This is a genomic window from Haloarcula hispanica ATCC 33960 (genome assembly GCF_000223905.1).
Lineage (GTDB): Archaea > Halobacteriota > Halobacteria > Halobacteriales > Haloarculaceae > Haloarcula > Haloarcula hispanica.
In genome coordinates, this window is sequence record NC_015943.1 from 264,937 (window position 1) to 285,148 (window position 20,212).

Below are 20,212 nucleotides of genomic sequence, written 5' to 3' on the forward strand. Positions count from 1 at the left end.
CGGATGAGACAATCGGAATGATATTCTGTTTCCTGTTGGAACACGATCCTACGGATGGTCTCCCGTCGAACAATCGCGCTCCTCCTCGGATCGGCGCTTGTGATTGGTTATGTCCAGTATGATACCGTCTCTGGACCCTTCAAACCTACACTGACTGTGGAAAACAACGACACGACAGCGTATCAACTGTCAGCGTACACTGTCGAAAGCAGAGAGCAGGCGATGTACCTGAATTTCGAGGTCACGACCAGAGATGGCGAACACAGGCTCAAGACGCTCTCGCAGTTGATCTGGCCGGATGGGGATCGAAACGTCACACTCGCTGACGATGGGGTCCCCACGCAACAGATCACCGTCGCTCCCGGCGAGACGGTGACGACCACGATTGATGGGTGGACGCGTGGGGACGTGACAGTGTACCTCGGCGAGAAAGTCGCCGATAACGGGACGCACGTCTACACTAGAGTACGAACGTGTCCCAGAACTGGTCAGGAACACAGTTTGACCGTCGAGGAAGCTGGAACCAGTGGTAGCGCAACCTGTGCCTGAGTGATGCGCTAGTGACGATCCACAACAGCGAGACCGCTCACAAACGTATTACCGCCTCTCGCCCGGGCGTGCATCCCTCGATTCGATCTGGTTGGCCGGGATCGCCGCTGTCCCACGAGAGCCGGTCGAAAAGACGGTTCCGATCGCCACAGAGTGGATCGGTGCCACTACCGCAGTACTCAGAAACCCGCCGGCGACCGGCACGGTCGCGAGACCCCAGTAGGCGAGACCAATGACGATGATGAGGCCGCCGATGGTCATGCCCTGACCTTGTGATCGATGATAGCTCTGCCTGAGTGCCGTCACAAAGCCACGTCCGGTGACTAGCAACGCCGGAAGCAGGAACAGACGGGTCAGAACGAACAGAGCAACCGCCAACAGCAGCAGTCCGAACAGGAAACCAGTGATATCCACCGAGAAACCGCCCAACAGCTGCGGGATGGAGACGACCGCAGCCAGCGCGATAAGATACCTGCTCAACGCACGGGGACCTGAGTGGGTATCGAGGACTCGTGTAATCGTCACCCAACCGGCGATCCCGACTGCGAGTGGAACGAGGGCTTCGAGCCCCACAGCCCAGAGGAGATACCGTGTTTCGAGGTCGACCAACGCACCAACGTGTCGGGCCGTTCGTGCAGTCCCTTGCGGGAACACTGCGTAGTTGACACTGACCGATTGACTGAGCGCGTCGGTTGGTGCCATTGGAATTGAATCGTGCTGGCGAAGCCAGTCGACGAGTGCAACCAGCACACCAACGACGGCGAATGGGACAGCGAGCACAGGGTCGCGACGAATGCGCCCGAGCGCGGACTTGAGAACGCCCAGAGTAGACAGTCGAGGCGTCGGGGATGGGTGTCCAGGTGAAGACACCCTTTCGCTTCCAGCCCCCTCTTTTCGGGGCACTATGCTTCCTCCAGTGCGAGAACTCGGCCACGGTTCGCCAGATACAGCATACCATCCCCGACCATCGGTGGCGAGAGGGGTACTTCCGAAGGATGGTACTCGAACTGTTTCTCACCCGTGGCGACGTCGAACGCCTCCAGTGCCCAGAGTGAGTCCACAGCGTAGACGCGACCGTCAGCGACAACCGGCGTCGTTTTTCCGTCGAACGGAGCTGTCCACCGTGTCTCGCCGGTTGCCAGCGAAAGCGCATGCAGTTCCTCCCGCTCATCGGCAACGAATATCGTCCCGTTGGCTACCGCTGGCGTGCTGTCGGTCACATTCCCGTCAAGGTTGCGTTCCCACAGGAGTGCGCCGTCGGACCTGGTACGCAACTGAACCGACTCACGCGTCGGAATGACGACGCCCTCGTCTGTCGCCACTGGCGGCAGAACTGTCATCCCTTCGAGTTCACGGTGCCAGTGTTGCTCACCAGTATCAGCACGATACGTAGTGGCCTGTTGTGGCCACGCGGTGACAAACACGAGGCCGTCGTCCACCGCGGGTCTGTTGTACGTCCCACTGACTGCCTCGTCTTTGTGATGGGTTTGTTGCCACAGAATTTCCCCATTGTTCGGGTTCAGTGCTACGATTGAGTTCGTCCCAGGTAGTGCCGTGTATATCGTCCCGTTCGCAGTGACCGGCGTTGTTGACTCGGCCGGCCCGAAGAAACCGGGCGTCGGCGATTGCGGTCCTGTCCATCGCTCGCCGCCGACACTCATATCTATGAAGGGAAGTTCCCGTCCGCCATTGGCGTTAAGCCCGTAAACCCCATCTGACCCGGTTATACCGAGTGTCTTCGTCTGATAGATCGAGGCTGGGGCAATCGCTGGAGTTGAGTGATACGGCCCCTGGAAGCTGAACCGCCGCTTCCCAGTCTCGGTATCGAGCGCAAGGAGTCCGTTGCCACCGACGTATAGCGTCTTCCCACGGCGGATCGGTTGGGTACTCCCCCGAAACCAATCCGGGGCCTGGTGTGTCCACGCAACCGCTACATCGTCTTTTGGACCTGATACTTCGGGATTGTGCCCGGTTCCGGGAGGATCGTACCGGCCCATCGGCCAGTCGGAGGGTGACTGACTACCAATACGTTTCTGCGTATCGAGAGACGTGAAGTCAGCTGAACCGGTAATTCCCAAGGCGGCTAATCCCAGAAAGCGACGTCGTGAGGAGGGCATCTACTCGCTGGTTTATCACAAGCAAAATTATCGCTGTCGGTCTTTTCGCCGGGTTCACAAGCGGCTGAGTTTCGATGAGAAGCGCTCTTTTCGTAACCCAAATCTGTTCGAATACCAGGCGTCGATCCAAACGGTGACTGACCACCCCAGGTAGTTTCCACAGTACTCTGGATACAGGGTTTTGTTCTGGATGTGAACCCGGTGTAGGGCAGTTTACCCACAGCAGTCCCATGATTGTCTGGGTGTACTGCAACCGCTTTCGAGCCTATAGCTGAGTCTACCCTCCAGTACAGTTATCAAAAATACTACGCTGAAGACTCGGAGTGCACTCAATTTCGGTCCAGCTATTGACTACTGACCCGACCGCGTAGTCCCAAAGACCATGTACTGACCTCCAAAATACCAGCCAGAGATGCCACCTGACCGGCTCCGGAGTATCGTCCCGATGTTCGGCGGCGAAACGAACTACGTCAAGACACTCAATGCAATCCTCGAGTACGTCAACGACCAACAGCCCACTCCCGATGAACTCATCGGCTGGCACCGGGGACACTTCGAACGAGTTTCGAGCCGGGACTCGATACAGCGCCGGATCGACTATCTCGAAGATGTCGGCTTTATCGAACGCGACGGCCACCACTGGCGACTCGGCCCGGAGGGGACCACCTACATCGCCGAGAAAACGACCGAAACGCTCCTTGAAATCATGTGTCGCCGGAACGTCGGCCTCCGGAGCCTGCTGTACTCACTTGTGCCCGCTCCGATGACAATCGAAGAAATCGGGCACCAGCAACTCAAGACGCATACAAGCTTGGGCTGGGATCCGGCCAACACGGACATGGCCAAACAGCGGGCAAACTGGCTCCGAAGCCTCGGACTCGTCCACAAGGACGGCCAGCAGTATGCCCTCACAGATGAGGGCCGCCAGTTCGTTGAGACCGCCGTCGAGCAGTGGGCTGGGTCTACCCCACAGGCCGATGCACCTACCACAGATACTCCGACGGTAACGACCTGCGAAACGACGGTTCAGGCCCGTGCAGTTGATCCGGAGTTCCGGGAGACAGTCCTCGTCCAGTATGATAAGACCTGCCCGATATCCGGCGTTGACCACCGCGGGCTGTTGGATGTCGCTCATGTCCTGCCCTGGAGCGACTACCCACAGCACCGGGCGGATCCCACCAATGTCCTCCCACTCAGCAAGATTCACCACGCAGCTTTCGACCGCGAACTATTCACTATCGACCGCAACTATCGGCTGCACGTCAATCCCGACTTCGAGACCGACAGCGACCTGCTGAAACAGACAATCGTCGACCGAGCTGGTGAGTCAGTCCCCCAGCTGGACGGCAACGTCGCACCAACGTATCTCCGGCAGCACAATGACTCTCTCGATTGGGTGACGAATTAATCGGAGCGAAGACTGTGCCTGACGTGTACTTCTCGAACGCTTTCGCGGGGGAGGATACCACAGCACAAAACGGATTCAACCGGGCTTCAGCGGTCGATAACCTCGCCGTCCCCAACAGCTAGTTCGGATTCGAGTTCGGCGATCAGTTTCGTTCCCTCGGCATGGAGTTCGTTCGCCCGTTCCAGCGAGACGTCTCCGTTTTCGAGCTGGTCGATAATCTGTTCGAGCCGGTCGGTCTTGTCGGCGATTGTCTCGTCTTTCATAGTGGAAGCAGGATGTACAGGAGCAGAGCCACAACAAGCAGGCCCAGAGCGAGCAGGACGAGCAGCAGCCGTCGACGCTGGCGGCGATAGGCTGTGGCCTCCTGTTTCCGTTTCCGCTCCTGATCGTACTGGGTGCGTGCTTGCTCTAGCCGGTTCTCAAGATCGGTCAGTGCATCGCGAACGTGCGTGTCGTATGCGCGGTCGAGTTCGCCTTCGAACGAGGACAGGTCCGATTCGGCGGTCCGTCTGTAGGCGTGGGTGAGTCGGTCATCCATCGTCTCCAGCGTCGTCTCGACGGTCGCTGTGTAGGCCGTGTTGAGACGCTCTTCGAGTGTGTCCAGCTCCGCGTCAAGGGTTGTCCGCTCCGGAACGATGTTGCCTACCTCGGTCGGCGTCATCACCCGTCTGTCGGCCACTTCGTCGGCCAGTGTTCGGTCGTTCTCGTGGCCGACCCCAACTACGATTGGCGTCTCGGTTTTGTGGATAACACGGCAGAGCGGCGTTTCGTTGAACACCCGGAGGTGCTTGTCGGACCCACCACCGCGAGTAAGCACGATAACGTCGATCAGCGGGTCGTCATCGAGTTCACTGATCGCACCCATGATCGACATCATCGCATCGTCGCCCTGAACGCTCGTGTTCTGGATGACGATATCCACGTCGGGATACCGCTCGTGGACGCTGGTGATCGCATCCATCCGGGCATCGCTTGTCGCACTGGTGGCGATCCCGATCCGTTCTGGAAAGTCCGGCAGGGCTTGCTTGTGCTCCGGATCGAGCAATCCATCCGAGTCCAGCAGTTCCCTGTTTTGCTCGTAGATCTGCTGGTACGTGCCCTCACCGACCGCCACGATGTCTTCGACGATGACGGAGACGTTGCCCCCGTCTTCGTAGTACGACAGCGAGCCTTTGACAGCTACCTGCATCCCATCCTCGATTGTGGTGTCGATTGTCGATCGTTTGTACCCAAAGAGCACGCAGTGGATCGTCGAACCCTCGTGGACCAGATCGAGGTGGACGTGGTCGCTTGAGGACACACCATAGTCGGAGACATCACCGACGACGTAATCGAAGGCGAGCTGGTCTGCGCTCTCGACGACTGTGCCGATATCCTCGTTCAGCGTATCGACGTAGGTGATTCGCTCCGTTTGGAGTGCTTCCTGCAGTGTCTCCAGCGACGTGTGCGTCGGCTCCGGCTCCGAACCCATTCGACTCCTCTGTAGTGCGGTTGTGTACTTAAGCCATGGTACTATCTTGTGACAGCGATCCGGACGACCAGACGCGGCCAGCCAGCGGTGTGCCCTGACCGCATTTTGTCGATTTGTGTTGCCTCTTGAACTAGATGATTGAACCAATTGATTGAACCAGTTGATTGAATCGGTTAGTTGAACAAGTTGCTTGAATCAGGAAAATCAATCAATAGGTTATTTCAACTGAAGGCTATAACAACCAGCTATGCTCTCATACAGCACTTACAGCGAGGCCGGCGGCGTCGGCAAGACGACGACCGCCGCGAACCTCGCCGTCGCACACGCCCGCGCCGGTCTCAAACCACTGGTCGTCCCACTAGATCCGCAAGAAGGCAATCTCTCGCGGCTATTTGGCGTCGACAAGGACCGCTCGAAGAACATCGATCATCTCGCCCGGCATATGATCAACCGGCCCAAAGGTGACTTTGAGGATCTCATCGTCACCGCTGAACACGGCGTCGATGTCATCCCTGAACACAACCAACTCGCCGATCTCGGGGACTGGCTCCGCCGCGAACAGGACCAGGCCGCCGCTGTCGGGGATGCGTTCAATATTCACGCCGCGTTACTCAGCACGCTCGCCGATGCTGGCGTTCGTGATGAGTACGATGTGCTGATTTGTGACCCGCCGGCAACGGAAGGCCCACACCTACACAACGCTATCAACGCCACACGGTCGTTGGTTATCCCAGTCGAACCGAGCGCGAAGGGTCAAGCCGCTGTTGAGGGGTTGGAACAGCTCGTTTCCGGGCTTGAAGACACGCTTGAAATCGATGTAGGCGTCCTTGTGGCCGTCCCGGTCGGCGTGAAAGGGACGAACGACCAGAAGCGCGTCCTTAGCGAGATCCCGTACTCGACACCAGAAATCTTCGGCGACCGTACCTCGCTAATGGAAGGGTCGTGGGCACAGCAGTGCTCGGCGTTCACGTATGTCCGAGACCATCGCGACCGTCGACGTGACTACGAGGTCGAAACGCTAGCACAGTACGACCGATTGGCTCGCTACCTCGAAGCGCAAGCCGAGATCGAAGCCCCGAACCCACCGGAACCCGGCGCTATCGAGGAGGTGGCGTAAATGGCGGGCATGAAAGAAGGCCCCGGAGAGGACCCGTTCGCCGAGGAGACGACCGACGAGCAAGACGACCCAGCGCCGGACCCAACACCTGAAACGACAGCCGAATCTCCGTCCGAATCCGAAAGCGATAGCACCGACAACATGAGTACAGACGAAATCCCGTACGTCATTCGCCGACAGACGGTCAAAGAAGACCGCGATAACGAACACGTCGCGTTCCTCCGTGACGAATACGCCGAATTAGAGGACCAAGTGAGGGGCGACGTGGCCGATGAACTCGGTATGCGCTCAAAAGATGTCTCGGTGACGGATCTGCGCGAGGCGTTCGTCGAACTGGCGGCAGAGAATCCCGACACTGTGGCTTCAATACTGGAGAGTTGGGGCTACGAGCATCTCAAGTGACCAAGACCAGACACTATCGAATACGCTGCTCGCACAAAGCAATGGGTCGCAGATCGAGTGGATGACCCACCGGTCGCGATTCATTGCGGCTACCGCATATACTGCTTGCCGTTCCTCTCCCTCATGTATGCCCACAGGAGTCCTATCAGGACGACAATAACGGCGATAACTCCAAGTTTAACGAATTGTATTGGGGCAAGCAAAGGGAAGTCAAATTCGGGACCGAGGAGGTGGAACGCGATTCCGGGGACAGTAATAAGTGCCTCAGTTCGAGTTCCGGTCCAACCTTGTGACGGCATGAACGCAACTCCGGCGAGGAGAGCCCCATAGATGATGAACGGCAGTTGGTAGACCAAATATACGAAGAAGAATCCGCCACCCGACATCGTAAAGAGCCGATAGTACTGCCCCTCATAGGCAATCACATACTGACCCTTTCCGGGGTTGATCGTATCACTGTAGAAGAAACGGTCCGGAAAGTCTTCATGCCCATAAATCGTGTAATGGCCGTCGGGGGATTCGATGGCTCGTCGAACAGGGTCTTGCGCGGAGTTTGAGAGATTATCATACTGGAGTACCGGACTGTTTTCATTGATGTCGGATTCCTCGATAGGCTCAGTAGTGAAGTCTGCCTCCTGGCTCCAGTCCAACATAGTAATTGGAGCACCGATGAGTGAAGCTGCAACTATGAGGGCAAAGATTGAATGGACCAATCGATAATTCATGAGTAGGGTATCTGGAGAAGGAAATAAATGTCTTGTCTGTATGACTAATACAGCGACTCGTGCAGGTCGAATTGACCGGTGCATACGCACACTCGCCAATTGTGACAGTCGATAATACGTTGACGCTGCTGAAGAAGAATGGAATCGGAAAGTGAGGTACTCCGTTCGGGTTAGCGCGGCGTCTGAGTGGCTACACTATAGTACCATTGGAAATCAATGCACACCTGATCGCACGGCGGCAGTGCGATCAGTGTGTACATCGTTTCAATCGTTACTATAGCTGGTGCCTCAGAACCACTCTGAATTCGTTGCCTGTACACAAGACCGACCGTTTGGAGAGCAATTTGAATCCGTCTCCATTCGTTGATTCGGCTGAAACCACGGATCACAGTCCTGTTAAACCCACTGTAGTCTCAACTTCCAACGCAACAATCCATATAGCGATGTGTGCTTTAAAGCGATATTTACCAAACCACCGTAGAGACATAAGTCCAGTACAAGCCACCCGCATCGACGGCTATCTGTTCCCCTCGGAACGCTCGAAAAACGGCCACGTCGACGGAGCCACAATCGCAGGCTAGTTCCACGACCTTGCCGAGAAGGCCGAGTTCCAGAAGAGATCGACGGCGTCGCACGGAAGTCGCACATGGGCCGGCGGTTCTGGTACGATGCGTATTCGCGAACCACGCAGGATCTACTGGAACACGTCCAAGATATCGCTGGCGAGCAGGGTAGTGCAAGTGCCAAAGTCGTGTCTGATGACTATCTGACCGATGAACGGAAGCGCGAACTCCGCGTGTGGGAACTTCCGGTATTCGACCTAGGGGTATTGGTCGGGCAGGCGGTTACCTACCTAGCGGTTGGATTATTTGTCTTCCGGGTTGGGACAGCTAAAGCACCCAAACGGGGTGTTCTCGGGCACTAGTAATGGATGGGAAGCAGTGGCCGATGTGTAATAAACCCAAACGCCACACCAGTGCTATGTAATAACATAAAATATTTCTCACATATTCTGCCTGAATTTACAAGTATAAACACCACCATCATGATATAACAAGCGTACACTTGTAAGATACGGTGATTTAATCGGTTCTATGGTTCTTTCTAGCGGTTTCTCCAACAGACACTGTCGCTAAAAACGCCCCTGTGAGCCGACAGTTCCACCAAAGCTTATTGCAACGACCACGGGATATTCGATTTCTTCCCATCGCCAAGCAGGATCTCGGACCCGGATCACCAGAGTAATTACCTGACCCTTGACTAAACACGACGTTTTGGGTAGGGTCGGTTACCTAGTTACGACAGAGTCGGTCGCAACATGACGCTCTAAACGCTCGGGGAGTTCGTCCATCTCTCCAGTCTGAATTCTCCACAGCATCGCGTACAACCCGTCTTCCTCCAGCAAATACTTGTGAGTGCCGCGCTCGACTATCTGTCCGTCTTCAATGACCAGTATCCGATCTGCATCACAGACCGTTGAGAGACGATGCGCGATTGCTATCGTGGAGCGTTCCTCCGCAAGTTCAGTCAGACTCCGATTGATCAGCAGTTCCGTTTCCGTGTCAACACTTGCCGTCGCCTCGTCAAGAACGACGACATCCGGATCCTGAAGGAATACTCTGGCAAGCGCGATTCGCTGGCGTTGTCCCCCAGAGAGCTTCACACCGCGCTCCCCGACTTCTGTCCCGTACCCGTCTCGGAGATTCTCGACGAACTCGTGTGCCTGTGCCGCTCGTGCCGCCTGTCGGACGGCTTCGTCACTCGCCTGTGACTGCCCGTATCGAATGTTTTCCGCTACCGTGCCATCGAATAGGAATGGCTCTTGGTTGACGTATCCGATGGACTCGCGCAAGCTCCCTAGCGTCACCTCCCGAATATCGTGCCCGTCCGCTCGTATCTCTCCGCTCGTCACATCGTATAATCGTAAGAGGAGCTTTGCTATCGTCGACTTTCCTGCACCAGTCGGGCCGACGAGTGCAACGGTTTCGCCCGGATTCAGCGTGAACGAGATGTCAGCAAGTACAGGTTCGTCAGCGCTCGACTCAGGATTATTTGTCCCGTAAGCGAATGACACTGTATCGAACTCGACGTGACCATCGATGCTGTCGAGCACCGCTGCGTCGGGATTTTCGGTTACGTACGTGGGTGCTCGTAGGAGTCCACAGATCCGCTTTCCAGAGGCTTTCGCGTTCTCGTACCGGTCGACGACGTCGGAAAGCTTCGCGAGTGGGTCGGTGAGCCGTTGGGTGAGTAACATAAATACGACGAATGTACCGACAGTGAGATCACCCGTTAACGGACCTGGTGGCCCGGTGAACACCCAAGTTCCTCCGACGACGAACGTTGCGAAGAGTATCAATCCGGTTAAAAACCGCATGCCAGGCCGGTAAACAACACTCAATCTGATTGCACTGATCGCATCGTCGTACAGATCTTTCGCCGCGTTATCGATGCGGTTAGCCTCGTATCCCTTTGCTGGCGCTGTTTTGACGAGCAGGCTGCCGCTGATCGCGTTCTGCAAACGAGTGTTTAGATGCCCGACTGACGACCGCCAGCCGGCGTATCGTGGCTCGACCGCCTGGGTGAACCACCATGTGAAACCTATGAAAAGCGGGAGTGCGAGCAGTGTAATCACTGCGAGCTGGTAGTTGAGATGAAGAAGAATTCCCGTAACTCCGACCACCATGACACCGATCCGTACCATGTCTTGAAGTCCGTTGTCGAAGAACCGTTCCAAATTGGTCGTATCGTTGTTCAGGATGGACATGACCTCCCCAGTGTCTACCTCCTCCTGAAACACCGTGTCTAACTCTTGGAACTTCCTGTAGCTGTCCGCTCGAATATCGTACATAACACCGTGGGCGAAATCATTCATCATATAGTCTCGGAGCCATGCCGTCAAAGCGACCAGTACGAGCGACCCGCCAACAAGCAAGGCTGAGAGCCAAAACTGACTCGTTGCGTCCGATGGCAACCAGGCACTGGGGACGAGAGGAAGTGTATACGCTCCCTCATTGTTAAAGACGGCGTCGATGGTTGTTCCCAGAACTATCGGCGTGACGAGCCCTGCTCCGCGTGAGACGACACTGGCGAACAATCCGAGTGCTAACCGTCGCTGCTTCGTCCGTCCATATCGAACGAACAGACTACGGAGAGGCTGTTCGATGTCCCGTCCGAGTTCGTCGATAGTGGACCCGTCCCCGCCTGTGTTCTCCTCTGTCATGTGTTCAAAACGCTGCTGCTATTGAACTCTTGATTCTCGCAAGTCTGGTCAATGCGTATCATGTGAACTCAGCGAGTGGGTTGGGAATGGTACCGTGATGGCGCACTTTCGGGCGCGTATTGGTGTTCGTGTAGCCGTGATCCAGCAACCGATTCCGGTTGAGACAGTAGTTCCGGAACCGAGGTCTAAAAAGGTCGATTGCTTCGTACCGATCCTCGTATCTCGGGAACTTTTTGTGGTAGTTTTCGATGGTGTTCCGAACGTGCTGCCAGAACGCTGCTTCAGTGAGTCCGTGGGTTCGCTCCAGCGCGTCAGAGACAAACCGGAACACACCGTCGAACAGCGTTCCCACGATTCGATGACAGAGGAGAATCGGTGGTTTCCGCTTCACGATACTGTGCGTGTATCGGTCATCGTCGCGGAGTTCTTCGGGGAGCTTCTCGATCAGTTCAGGGAAGTTCCGGTCTATGACCGCAACCTCGTCAACGAAGTCCGTGATCGCAATCCGGGTGGGAACGTCGTCCTCCAGTATCAGGACGACATTCGTACCGTGCGGCATAAATACAAGACCATAGCGATAGAGACAGTGTAGAATTGGATTCAGCAGAGTCTCCAGAAACTCGGTGAGCCACGTCTCCGGTGTCATCCCCGATCGATCGACGAGTTTTGCCACGACCGGCGTCCCATCGAAGTCATCCTCGTACACTGCAGCCAGAGCTATCGGGGACTCGCTGGAGTCTACTGAAGGCGTGACGCTCTCTCGCCAGACACACCCGAGTAGCTCGTGAAGTTGGTACGGAGCGTCCTCGAGTTGGCTGAACTTGGGGTGTTCGTAGTTCACACCTGCGATTTCTCCGGGAAGGACGAGGTTACAATTGGTTCGAAGATACGGATCGTCGTCTAGGATTGACTGTACGAACTCGGTCACACGAGGGGCGGCTTCAGCTTGCTCACCGAGTATCCCACGGTACACGTTGGTGTTCAGCACGCGTATGGGGAGCTTCACATGCTTCTTCTCGGGATCCGTGACATTTGAGAACGTACGAATGGACTGCTGGGGAAGGTACGTATCGGGACCTTCACCGAGAGGGACGAGCAAGTCGTCCGCGATGTCGCCAGCGAACAGTTGGATAACGCTGTCCGTCCACTGCCAGTCGTGAACAGGAAAGAGAACGTAGTCGTCCGGATCGAGCCCGTCACTCGAAAGCCGTGACCTGAACGCCTGATACTGGTCCCCCAACTCGTTCTCAAGGAGTTCTCTCTGTGAGATCCCAGCAACCGACGTGAACGTGGCCCGATTCTCATGTGCCGCGACCCAGGAGAGTGTCCGCTTACGTTTCGTCTCGGGGGCGTACTTATGGTAGTCGTCGTAATCGAACCCGACCCTGCCTTTGTTATATGTGTACTTGGGATGTCCTTCCAGTTCTCCTTCGACCATTGCGTAGGGGAGGTCAAGAATCGACTCACGCTCACGGTTATCTTTCGACGCGCGAACGTGTGTGTCGGCGACGAGTGTGTTGTAGTACTCTCTGAGGAGGCGTGCGAGGGTTGTCTGGCTGGTTCCCAAATACGCCTGGGCGTCGACCAGGAACTGAATCGGATCGTCTGCCGGCTCCGGCTCAGTCCCTGCAATACCGTCACGTCGAATGATCGAGTCACAACGGACTCGATAGGTTCCGAGCGCGCGCTGATGCGCGTCGAACTGGTACTCGACACCATCTGTCAACCGTACCACGTATCGAGTCCACTCCTCGACGGGTTCGTCGGATTCTGCGGGGACGGTCCGTGTCTCCGTCGGAGCTAAAAGGCCCTCGCGGGTGAACTCCGCAAATATCTTCCGTAACATAGCCTCGTTCGCCCGCTTCCAGTGGTCGCTTCCGAATGTGGAGCGTACCGTGTCTGAGTACTCCATTATCTGTACTCCCCGTCTGTGTTTGCAATCCGTCTGTCGCTCTTGCAGTGACTGAGTACGAACATCGTAATCGCCTAGTTTTAGGCTAGCCTAAATTATATATAAACCTTGTCCTGCAAGAACGGTGTGTTGTATGGACGGCTAGTAGCCATTGAAAATCAATGCACACCTGATCCACGAGGGCAGTGCGATCAGTGTGTGAATCGTTTCAATTGTTACTATAGCATCGTGCATTTCACACTACAGCGCCTACTTTTTTAGGCTAGCCTAATAACATCTCCTATCGAGGAGTGCTGATGACAAAAGAACCAGCTATCCAGTCCCGATGTGCAGAGGAAGATATCGACCTTGTTCGGTTGCTCTTCGTCACACAGAGCGGCGCAGTTCGCGCGCAAACTGTTGACACGGCCAAACTGGACGAAGCAATCGAAAACGGAACGACCGTCTCACAGTTGATTCAAATGTACAACGCGGTCGGGCGGAGAAACAAGGACGGTCATCTCACGACTGTCGGGGAAGTTCGGCTCCGTCCGGACCCAGACACGTTTCGAGCCCTTCCCTACGCGGAGCGAACAGGAGTCATGTTTTGCAACATACAAACGCTCGACGGGAATCCCTGGACGATTGACGCTCGTTCGTCCCTCCGTTCGTTCTCGCGCACCCTCGAGAGTAAAGGCTTGTCGCCACGAGTCTCCTTCGAGAGCGAGTTCCATCTGTTTGAGCGGAACCCAGAAGGCGGCGACCAGACTATCGGTTCGCCCGGCGCATATCTTACAGAAAGCACGCGCGAAACACACGGGACGATCCTCCGAGCTATCGATGCTCTCGAGGAACAAGACGTCGTTGTGGAAAAGTACCATCCAGAGTACGCCCCCGGAAAGCACGAAATCGTGACAGGTCACCAGTTTGGACTCCGTGCGGCCGATGAGCACGTCCTCGTTCGTGAGACGGTCGACAGCGTCGCCCGATCTGATGGATACCGGGCCACGTTCTTACCTAGGCCGTTTGATAACGCGACGAATGGCTGCCACCTTCATGTTTCACTCTGGGACGGGGAGACGAACCAGTTCTACGACTCTGGGGATGGGAGCCTGAGCCGGATAGGCAAGCAATTCATTGCCGGTGTGCTAGAGCACGCACCAGCACTTACAGCCCTTGCAGCCCCCACTGCCAACTCGTACGCCCGACTACGACCGCAGAACGGTGCAGCAGGGTACGTCTGCTGGGGACAGGAGAACCGAGAGGCTTTGGTTCGCGTCCCGGCGCTTAAGGCGGGCGATCAGAGTGGGAACTCGTTACGACTGGAATTCCGTGGTGCGGACAATGCGGTGAACCCCTATCTCTGCTTGCTGGGACTTCTCGGGGCTGGATACGACGGTGTTGATCGGGGTCTGGAGGTTCCCGAACCACTCTCCGTTGATCCAGGGAATCTCACTGCGGAGGAGCGGTCTAAAAAGTGTGTCGAGCGATTGCCCCGGACGCTTGGCCAGGCGCTTGACGAACTTGAGTCCGACGACGTGTTGCGGGACGTGCTCGGTGACGCGTTGTTCGAAACATATGTACAGGTAAAACGCAGTCACTGGCGCCAGTTCGCGTACGACAGCGCACAATCGTGGGAGATGGAGCACCTACGAAGCGTGTATTAGGCTCTTACCGCTTAACACAGACCCTTGCCACCTCATTCACTGTAACGATGTAGAATAAAATTCCGGCTGTCAGATTTCACCGCCATTTTTCAATCACCCGACAGGCTTTTGTGTTTTTAGGCTAGCCTAAAAAACGCATGTATCGAGAATCCAGCCGTTCAGGGAGAATCCCGCACCGAAGATACGAGCAATCTAATACCCAACTACGGCAGAGCCAAGAGAATAGAGAGTCCAGCGCGCGGACGTATCCACGAACACTTCCCTTCGCAGTCGCACGAGCCAAAGGTGCGATACTTGTCGACGCCGACGGAAACGAGTACATCGATTGCTTGGCTGGAGCCGGGACGCTAGCCCTCGGACACAACCATCCAGACGTGGTTTCGGAGGTGGAGCGAGTGCTAGCCGAGGACCGGCCCCTCCACACATTAGATATCACGACCCCTGAGAAGGAAGCGTTCGTGGACGCGCTATTCGAGAGCTTCCCGGACGAGTTCTCGGACACGGCAAAAGTACAGTTCTGCTCCCCGGCAGGAACTGACGCCGTCGAGGCCGCACTGAAATTGGCGAAAACTGCGACCGGCAACCGAAGCGTCCTCGGCTTTCAGGGCGGGTATCACGGGATGACCAATGGTTCTCTCAGCCTTATGGGAGACACCGATGCGAAAGAGGCAGTTCCGGGGCTTATGCCAGGCGTCCACCACCTACCATACCCGGACCCATACCGTCATCCGTTCGGGCTGAAGGCAGGTGAACACGAATCTATCAGCCGATTTGTAGAGCGAGTGATCGCTGACTCCGAGAGCGGCGTCACCGACCCTGCGGCGGCGATCGTCGAACCCGTTCAGGGAGAGGGCGGCGTCAATCCGGCACCCGACAAGTGGTTGCGGAAGCTCCGCCGAATGACGCGTGAAAACGACGTTCCGCTGATCGTTGACGAGATCCAGACCGGTCTGGGCCGCACTGGTGAGACATGGGCGTTCGAACACGCAGGAATCACTCCGGACATCGTTACCTGCTCGAAAGCGGTCGGCGGCGGTCTCCCACTGGCGCTTGTTGTCTACGATGAGAATTTCGACGTGTGGGAACCTGGCGCTCATGCCGGAACGTTCCGCGGGCACCAGCTTGCAATGGCCGCCGGCCGAGTAACAATACGGCACGTATTAGAAAACGACCTTGACGAGCACGCAGCGAAGATGGGCGAGCAGCTTCGAGAGGAACTCGACTCGCTAAACGCCCGCTTCGATGCGATCGGTGACGTACGTGGCTGTGGGTTGATGCTCGGTGTAGAGTTTGTCGACCAGACGGTGGACACTGACGATGGAGAGGTTCCCCCGCCAAACAGCGAACTTGCGTCGACGGTGAAGGCGGAGTGTTTTGATCGCGGACTCGTCATCGAAACCGGTGGCCGTGACTCAGCTGTCGCACGGTTCCTGCCGCCACTCACTATCGACCAGAACCAAGTGAACGAGATTGCCGTTCGTTTCACCGAAGCCGTCGAAGCGGCGATAGACGAAACAGCCGGGATATAATTATGAGCGACAGGAAGAGGTCACAGGGGCTCGGAGCAAACTGCAAAACGCCAGCAGAGCACGCTGAATCAGCTACCCTGCATGCACTACTGAACTGTTATCACCGGGAGACCGGTAATGGACGGATCATTTCCGGTGCGGAGGCTCCCGTGTCGGTTCACAGTACTGAATCCATCCTTTACGTACCATTCACACAACAGGAGGTTGCGGTGTATGCAGCGCTTCGATACGACTCTGAAACCGGTCGACACATATTTGACCTTCCGATACACGTCCGTCAAAAGGGCCAGACTTCTACAGTAGACGCTGGAACGCTGGCTGCGTTTATCCGCCGCGAGATTATGTTGTCAACGGGAGCAGATACAACCGAGGCGACCGATTTACTGCGACGTATCCTTGTCTCACAGCGCGAAATAGAGCGATTCATTCGTGAACGCAGTGACAACGCTGCTCACTTGGAGAAACTCCCCACTTTCATTCGAGCAGAACAGTCGCTCTGTTACGGTCACCTCCTCCATCCGACTCCAAAGAGCCGTGAGGGAATCGCGGAGCACGAGGTTGCCGAGTATGCACCAGAACTCCGTGGTTCGTTTCAGCTCGACTACTTTGCCGCTGATGCCGAGATCGTTTCACAATGGTCGGCACACGACGAGAGTGCAACCCAGTGGATCTCGTCAGGACTCCGCGAAGCGAACAGTATGATCCCGCAGCGAGCAGAGTCTGCTCTCAACGATGGAAAGTTACTTATTCCCGTCCATCCGTGGCAGGCTGACGCCCTACGCTCACGACAATACATGGCGGATGCAATAGACACGGGACACCTGATCGATCTTGGCGAATTCGGTCCCACATTCTATCCTACCTCTTCTGTTCGGACGCTATGGAGCCCCGAAACTCCCTATATGGTCAAATCCTCGGTAGCCATAGAGATAACGAACGCCGAGAGAACAATACCGCGGTCGAAACTTCGGTTAGCAGTCGCCGCTGCCGAGCTTCTCACTACAGAGTACGCCGATCGGCTCAGTGATGCTCATCCGCAGTTCTCGATATTGGCAGACGCTGCTGCTGCAACAATCGATGTCGGCTCCGGAAGCGAATCGGGGTTCGAGATGATTCTTCGAGAAAACCCATTCAGAGGCATTTCTACGGAGAATACTGCTACCGTCGTTGCGCTCTGTCAGGATCGACCGTCTGAGCCACCGTGGGTCTCACAGATCATCCAGCGAATAGCACAGCGGGAGGGTCGTCCGGCGTCAAAAGTAGCCCGTGAGTGGTTCCGTCAGTATCTGAGAACCGTAATTCACCCTGTTGTGTGGTCGTACTTCAAGCTTGGTGTCGGACTGGAAGCTCATCAGCAAAACACTGTAGTTCGACTGGATGAGGACGGCTGGCCAAAGGAAGGGTTCTATCGAGACAACGGTGGATACTGCTTCCCCAGATCACGGTACGATCTGGTCGATAGCTGGATTCCCGGCCTGGAAAATCGGGTAGAAACCGTTTGCTCCGACGAAATTATTGACCGTTGCCTGAGATACTATCTATTCATCAACAATGCATTCGGTGTGATTAACGCACTGGGTGTCGGCCGGGCTGCTGATGAAACTACGCTATTAAAGGTTCTCCGCGAAGAGATAGCGTCTCTTGTGGAGATCGAGCCCGCAACCTCCGACCTTCTCTCAGTACTACTCGACAGCGATCAAATACCATGCAAGGGGAACCTGTTTACGAGGTTCGAGGGATATGACGAACTGGATTCGACTTTAGATGACGAGTCGGTCTACGTCGAAATAGCGAATCCACTCACAACGTCTTTTAGGCCGTCCTAAAACGCCAACGTTAAGTGAGATTAGGCTGGCCTAAAAGTATGGACGGCAATAACGGTTCCCAGGAAACACCAACGCGGCGAGATGTCCTCAAGTACGGCGGAGTTGCTACAGGCAGCGGATTGCTGGCGGGCTGTGCCGGTGTATTTGGATCTGACTCTCAATCCACTCCGGCCAATAATACAACGGAGAAATCAACTGAGACCGCTACTGAATCTACTAACTATTCGGTAACGATGGAACCGATAGGTGAGGTAGAGTTCGACTCAACTCCTGATCAATGGATTGCCTACGACGGTAGCTACGCTGATATGGGGGTCGCACTGGGCCAAGCCGATGGCATGACCGGTATCGGAGGTGCTGACCGATACTACACACATCTGTACAACGAAATACCAGGTGTGGAGATCGATACCGAACCTATCGAGAGTTATCCAGAGGTCCGGACAAAGGAAGAATTCTACGAACTTGACAACGATGTCCACCTATACGATCCGCAAATGCTCATTAATTGGTTCGACTGGGATGAGTCGGACATCGAGGAAATCACCACGAACGTTGCCCCGTTCGTGGGGAACTTGATCTTCCGAAGATCGGACGACTGGCACGACTACCGGTACTACACGTTGTACGAGGCCTTCGAAAAGGTCGCACAGGTGTTCCAAGAACAAGAGCGCTATGCGGCGTTCAAAGAACTCCACGACGAGTTCATTGCGGACATACAGAGCCAACTCCCGACAGCCGATGAGCGACCGAATGTCTTCCTTACGTACGGTGTCACGCAGGAACCAGATGAGTTCACACCGTACCGGCTCAACGACCAGGGAACGAGTAAGAAGCAGTGGCGTGACCTCGGCGTGAGCGACGCACTTGGCGGGACGGACATCGAGAATCAGAGCACTACGGGGAACATGGACCTCGACTACGAAGGGCTACTCGATTTGGACCCGGACGTGATTCTGTTCCGGAATTTCGCCGAGATGTCGGTCGAGGAGTTCCGAAATACCATCCTCGCATATATGGAAGATCATCCGGTCGGTAGCCAACTGACGGCCGTCAAGAACGGTCGCGTCTATCGTGGCGGATACCTCCATCAGGGACCGATCCACAACCTGTTTTTGACCGAACAGGCCGCAAAACAGATTTACCCCGACGTATTCGGGGACGTGACGGACGACACGGAACTGTTTGACCGGCAGCGCGTCGCGGACATCGTCAACGGGGATTTCTATAGTAACAATTGAAACGGTTCACACACTGATCGCACTGCCGTCGTGCGATCAGGTGTGCGTTGATTTTCAATGGCTACTATAGAGTCCGGTCTCAAACTACTGTCGCTCGTCGTCCAGTCCAGACGACCGTTCCGTTTTGATCTCCTCGGCCCGTTCAAGTACCGCATCGTCGTCGATGTGCTCTACGAGATGGCGGTGACCATCCCGACGTCGTTTGCGCTGTTCGGATGGTGAGATCGCTTGCTCCACCTTCCGCTCGACGTACTGTGACTGTAGCTCATCGAAACGTGCCTCGGAGAGGTCGGCGTCTCCAACCCGTTCCGGGAACTCCTTCCGGACGTGTGCTTCCCAATCACCGTCGATGACAGACCCTTCAACGAACACCCAGTCAGTGTAGTGAGTTGCGAGATCCTCGGGCAAGCCCTCATCACGCCGCACGTCATGGATCAGTCCGAGCGCAGTCTCGCCCGCTTGTCCTGCGGCGACCACAGCTTGGTCCTCAGCCGTCCCAAGTCGACCAGCAAAATAGAGTCCATCTACCGATGTTCGACCGTAGCGTTTGTGCTCTTCCCAATTGATATCGACTCCCCCGTCGTCCCCCAGAAATTCTCCCTCGTCAAGTGTTTCGAGCCACTCTCGCCCGTACTTTGCTGCCGCGACGAGCGATTCAGTTGCATACTCGTCACCCGTTTCAGTCTCAATACGAAAGCCGTCTTCTGTCTGGGTTGCTTCTACAGCCTTCTCACGCGTGATTTCACAACCGACTCGCTCGGCTTGTGCGTGCAAAAGTTTCTGGAATGTTGGCGTATCGATTCCGCCAGGGAAGCCAGGAAAGTTCTCCAGATGTGCGATCCGGCCCAGTGATGACCGACCACGATCTAGGATTAGTGTGGAGAGTCCGTATCGACTCGTAAAAACACCAACTGTAATCCCTCCGACTCCTCCGCCAACAATAACAACGTCGTATTCTCCAGCCACGACCTTTCGAGACTTCTTCGACATGAGTGGATTAGGCTGGCCTAAAAGTAAAATTCTTCGATTTGCTATTTATTATCTGT

The 20,212-nt window shown here is 55.8% G+C and carries 16 protein-coding genes; 8 read left to right on the forward strand and 8 right to left on the reverse strand.

The features are described 5' to 3' along the window. Positions 1-54 precede the first annotated feature (54 nt). Positions 55-549, forward strand: a complete 495-nt coding sequence (locus HAH_RS16415; protein WP_014030819.1) for a hypothetical protein — start codon at positions 55-57, stop codon at positions 547-549. A gap of 48 nt (positions 550-597) precedes the next feature. Here the strand turns inward: HAH_RS16415 and HAH_RS16420 are convergent, their stop codons facing one another. Both HAH_RS16420 and HAH_RS16425 read right to left on the reverse strand, forming a co-directional pair. Further along, entirely contained in the window at positions 598-1,329 is a 732-nt protein-coding gene (locus tag HAH_RS16420) for a hypothetical protein (protein WP_014030820.1), read from the reverse strand. 122 nt (positions 1,330-1,451) lie between these two features. After that, positions 1,452-2,210: a PQQ-binding-like beta-propeller repeat protein gene (locus tag HAH_RS16425; RefSeq protein ID WP_144443774.1), complete on the reverse strand. Its 759-nt coding sequence runs from the start codon at positions 2,208-2,210 to the stop codon at positions 1,452-1,454. Between the two features lie 868 nt (positions 2,211-3,078). Between HAH_RS16425 and HAH_RS16430 the strand changes: the two genes are divergently transcribed. Next, on the forward strand, positions 3,079-4,074 hold the full coding sequence (locus HAH_RS16430) for an HNH endonuclease (RefSeq protein ID WP_014030823.1): 996 nt from the start codon (positions 3,079-3,081) through the stop codon (positions 4,072-4,074). 86 nt (positions 4,075-4,160) lie between these two features. Here HAH_RS16430 and xseB read toward each other — a convergent pair whose 3' ends face one another. Both xseB and xseA read right to left on the reverse strand, forming a co-directional pair. Beyond that, on the reverse strand, positions 4,161-4,337 hold the full coding sequence (xseB, locus tag HAH_RS16435; protein ID WP_014030824.1) for an exodeoxyribonuclease VII small subunit: 177 nt from the start codon (positions 4,335-4,337) through the stop codon (positions 4,161-4,163). Continuing rightward, entirely contained in the window at positions 4,334-5,545 is a 1,212-nt protein-coding gene (gene xseA / locus HAH_RS16440) for an exodeoxyribonuclease VII large subunit (protein ID WP_014030825.1), read from the reverse strand. Before xseA ends, xseB begins: the two co-directional genes overlap by 4 nt. A gap of 247 nt (positions 5,546-5,792) precedes the next feature. On the opposite strand from xseA, the gene HAH_RS16445 reads away from it, so the two are divergent. Both HAH_RS16445 and HAH_RS16450 read left to right on the forward strand, forming a co-directional pair. Continuing rightward, a complete protein-coding gene (locus tag HAH_RS16445; protein ID WP_014030826.1) occupies positions 5,793-6,662 on the forward strand; it encodes a ParA family protein in 870 nt (289 codons plus the stop codon). Continuing rightward, on the forward strand, positions 6,663-7,064 hold the full coding sequence (locus HAH_RS16450) for a hypothetical protein (protein WP_014030827.1): 402 nt from the start codon (positions 6,663-6,665) through the stop codon (positions 7,062-7,064). An 89-nt stretch (positions 7,065-7,153) separates the two neighbouring features. On the opposite strand, the gene HAH_RS16455 is transcribed toward HAH_RS16450, so the two are convergent. From HAH_RS16455 to HAH_RS16470, 3 genes are all read right to left on the reverse strand, one after another. Then, the gene (locus HAH_RS16455) at positions 7,154-7,789 is read right to left on the reverse strand and encodes a hypothetical protein (RefSeq protein WP_014030828.1); all 636 of its coding nucleotides are present in this window, start codon (positions 7,787-7,789) and stop codon (positions 7,154-7,156) included. A 1,288-nt stretch (positions 7,790-9,077) separates the two neighbouring features. Continuing rightward, a complete protein-coding gene (locus tag HAH_RS16465; RefSeq protein WP_014030830.1) occupies positions 9,078-11,012 on the reverse strand; it encodes an ABC transporter ATP-binding protein in 1,935 nt (644 codons plus the stop codon). Positions 11,013-11,070: 58 nt separating this feature from the next. After that, the gene (locus HAH_RS16470; RefSeq protein WP_014030831.1) at positions 11,071-12,924 is read right to left on the reverse strand and encodes an IucA/IucC family protein; all 1,854 of its coding nucleotides are present in this window, start codon (positions 12,922-12,924) and stop codon (positions 11,071-11,073) included. 296 nt (positions 12,925-13,220) lie between these two features. On the opposite strand from HAH_RS16470, the gene glnA2 reads away from it, so the two are divergent. The 4 genes from glnA2 (at position 13,221) to HAH_RS16490 (ending at position 19,166) form a co-directional block, all read left to right on the forward strand. After that, positions 13,221-14,570: a gamma-glutamylputrescine synthetase gene (gene glnA2, locus HAH_RS16475; protein WP_014030832.1), complete on the forward strand. Its 1,350-nt coding sequence runs from the start codon at positions 13,221-13,223 to the stop codon at positions 14,568-14,570. Positions 14,571-14,707: 137 nt separating this feature from the next. Further along, positions 14,708-16,099, forward strand: coding sequence for a diaminobutyrate--2-oxoglutarate transaminase family protein (locus tag HAH_RS16480; RefSeq protein WP_014030833.1), 1,392 nt, complete (start codon positions 14,708-14,710; stop codon positions 16,097-16,099). A 2-nt stretch (positions 16,100-16,101) separates the two neighbouring features. Then, a complete protein-coding gene (locus tag HAH_RS16485; protein WP_014030834.1) occupies positions 16,102-17,925 on the forward strand; it encodes an IucA/IucC family protein in 1,824 nt (607 codons plus the stop codon). 38 nt (positions 17,926-17,963) lie between these two features. Next, the gene (locus HAH_RS16490) at positions 17,964-19,166 is read left to right on the forward strand and encodes an ABC transporter substrate-binding protein (protein ID WP_014030835.1); all 1,203 of its coding nucleotides are present in this window, start codon (positions 17,964-17,966) and stop codon (positions 19,164-19,166) included. A gap of 84 nt (positions 19,167-19,250) precedes the next feature. On the opposite strand, the gene HAH_RS16495 is transcribed toward HAH_RS16490, so the two are convergent. Then, a complete protein-coding gene (locus HAH_RS16495; RefSeq protein ID WP_014030836.1) occupies positions 19,251-20,156 on the reverse strand; it encodes an NAD(P)/FAD-dependent oxidoreductase in 906 nt (301 codons plus the stop codon). Positions 20,157-20,212: the final 56 nt, after the last annotated feature.